Origin of the sequence: Sulfuricurvum sp. MLSB, from assembly GCF_000747095.1 — a bacterium.
In the GTDB taxonomy this organism is placed as follows: domain Bacteria; phylum Campylobacterota; class Campylobacteria; order Campylobacterales; family Sulfurimonadaceae; genus Sulfuricurvum.
Window position 1 is genome coordinate 1 of record NZ_JQGL01000100.1, and the last position, 2,184, is coordinate 2,184.

At 45.2% G+C, this 2,184-nt stretch carries 2 protein-coding genes; both read left to right on the forward strand.

Annotated features, from left to right (window positions below; all coding sequences use genetic code 11):
• Window positions 1–186: 186 nt before the first annotated feature.
• On the forward strand, window positions 187–1,281 hold the full coding sequence (gene istA / locus JU82_RS07330; RefSeq protein ID WP_294892504.1) for an IS21 family transposase: 1,095 nt from the start codon (window positions 187–189) through the stop codon (window positions 1,279–1,281).
• Window positions 1,278–2,084 (forward strand): IS21-like element helper ATPase IstB, encoded by an 807-nt coding sequence (istB, locus tag JU82_RS07335; RefSeq protein ID WP_037948762.1) that lies wholly within the window; start codon window positions 1,278–1,280, stop codon window positions 2,082–2,084. The genes istA and istB overlap by 4 nt, the downstream gene beginning before the upstream one ends.
• The last annotated feature ends 100 nt before the right edge of the window (window positions 2,085–2,184 follow it).

Genomic DNA, 2,184 nt, shown 5'->3' on the forward strand with positions numbered 1-2,184 from the left:
TGTCAAACGACACGGTAAAATGACCACTTAGAGGAATATAAAAGTGGCTGGATTGGGATAAGCATTTTTTATTTGAAATCGTAAGCAAATTACTATTTGAATCAAGAGAGGAAACGTAGTAAGGTTCTCTTTTTTTGAATGGATAGAGGAGGCTTGCGGTTTGTGCTTATACCCGGAGAATATAGGATGATAAAGAAGTTAAAGAAGCAAGGGCTGAGTATATCTCAGATTGCTCGTCAAGTGGGAGCTTGCCGCAATACCGTTAAGAAGTATTTGCGATTACCCGATGGTGTGAGACCGGTACAGGTTAGAACCCCCAAAGGGAGCCAAGCCGATCCGTTTATCGGATTGGCATATGAGATGATCGAAGCGGGTAAACGTTCAGGGGATATTATCCCCGCATCATCGGTGTATGAAGAAATCAAACGTCAAGGATATACGGGGAGTCTTCGGACATTGCAACGCTCTATTGCCGCATGGGAACTACGTGCAGATACTGCGAAAAAAGAAGAACCGCTGATTCGGTTTGAAACCGAAGCGGGTATCCAGATGCAAGTCGATTGGGTCGAGTTTCCCAAAGAGGGAATATCGGCATTTGTGGCGACACTTGGGTATTCACGGATGTCGTATGTGGAGTATGTCAGCGATGAAAAAGTTGAGACGCTGATCGAATGCCATAAAAACGCCTTTGAGTATTTCGGCGGTGTGGTTCGAGAAGGTCTGTACGACAACATGAAGAGCGTGATCCTTCAGCGCAACTATTACGGCAAAGGGAAACATAGGTTCCATCCGTTGTTCCAAGACTTCGCCAAACACTACGGTTTCGAAATTCGTATGTGCCGACCGTATCGGGCAAAAACCAAAGGGAAAGTAGAGCGATTCAACCGCTATCTACGCCACAGCTTTCACCAACCGCTTAAAGCGAAACTATTGCTCCGTTCCCTCACCCTAACCAAAGAGATTGCCAATGCCGAAGTGGCTAAATGGCTCGATAACGTAGCGAATACTCGCATCCACCAAAGCACTTTCGCCAAACCGATTGATCTGTTAAAGGAAGTTGAACAAGATAAGTTGATGAGCTTGCCGTTTATCGATTACACCGTTGCAAGCCTACGTATTCACGAAGAGTTACAACTCGCCAACGCCAAGCCCCAGCGTCCGATACCGACCAATACGCTAACCCCTAAAAAGGAAAAGAGTAAAGAGCCGCCAATATCACTGGATTACTATGATCTGTTGATCCCGGCAACGCTTCTCAGTGTTGTCAGGAGTATCGCATGAGTTATCCAAACGAACGGATCGCCGAACTGTGTAATCGTTTACAGCTCCCCTTTATTGCCGAGCATTGCTCCCATCTCATCGATCAAGCCTCAAAAAGTGAAATGAGCTTTTCAGAGTTCACCGAACAACTCCTCGCTATCGAAGCACAAGGGCGTGATGAACGCAGTGCTAAGACGCTGATGAAGTTTGCAGGGTTCCCCGCTATTAAGACATTGGGAGAATACGATTTCGATTTCTCATTAGGGGTAAACAAGCAGCAGATCATGGAACTCTCAGGACTATCATTTGTCCAAGAGGCAAAAAACATTATCCTCTTAGGCTCCAGCGGTGTGGGTAAAACCCATCTCTCTATTGCACTGGGGGTTATCGCCGCCCAAAGCCGTATCAAGACCAAGTTTATTGCCGCGTCCGATCTTCTAATTCAGATGCAAGAGGCTAAAAAAGCCAAACGCTACAACGAATACCTCAAACGAATCGTCATGATGCCACGGCTTCTGATTATTGATGAAATCGGCTATTTTCCTATGAACCGTGAAGATGCCAATCACTTCTTTCAAGTGATCTCAAGACGGTATGAGAGGGGTTCAACCATTCTGACATCTAACCTGCCATTCAGTAAGTGGACACAGATATTTAACGATGATGCCATCATTACAACCGCTATCCTTGATCGACTACTGCATCACAGTGTCGTCGTCAATATCCAAGGTGATTCATTCCGCCTCAAAGATAAAAAGAAAGAGGGCTTTATCTCATTACCGACCCCTCCGAAAATCAAACCAAAGCCAAAGGAGGACGCTTAAAAATAACCACCGAAAAAACTACCATTTTTTAGTGAAATGCTCACACCAAACTGGTCATTTTTATCTGGCGCAGATGGTCATTTTTAAATGTCGCTTGACA

Bases quoted from the DNA above. Each gene is read 5' to 3' on its own strand.
- istA (WP_294892504.1), top strand. From the start codon at position 187: ATGATAAAGAAGTTAAAGAAGCAAGGGCTGAGTATATCTCAGATTGCT.
- istB (WP_037948762.1), top strand. From the start codon at position 1,278: ATGAGTTATCCAAACGAACGGATCGCCGAACTGTGTAATCGTTTACAG.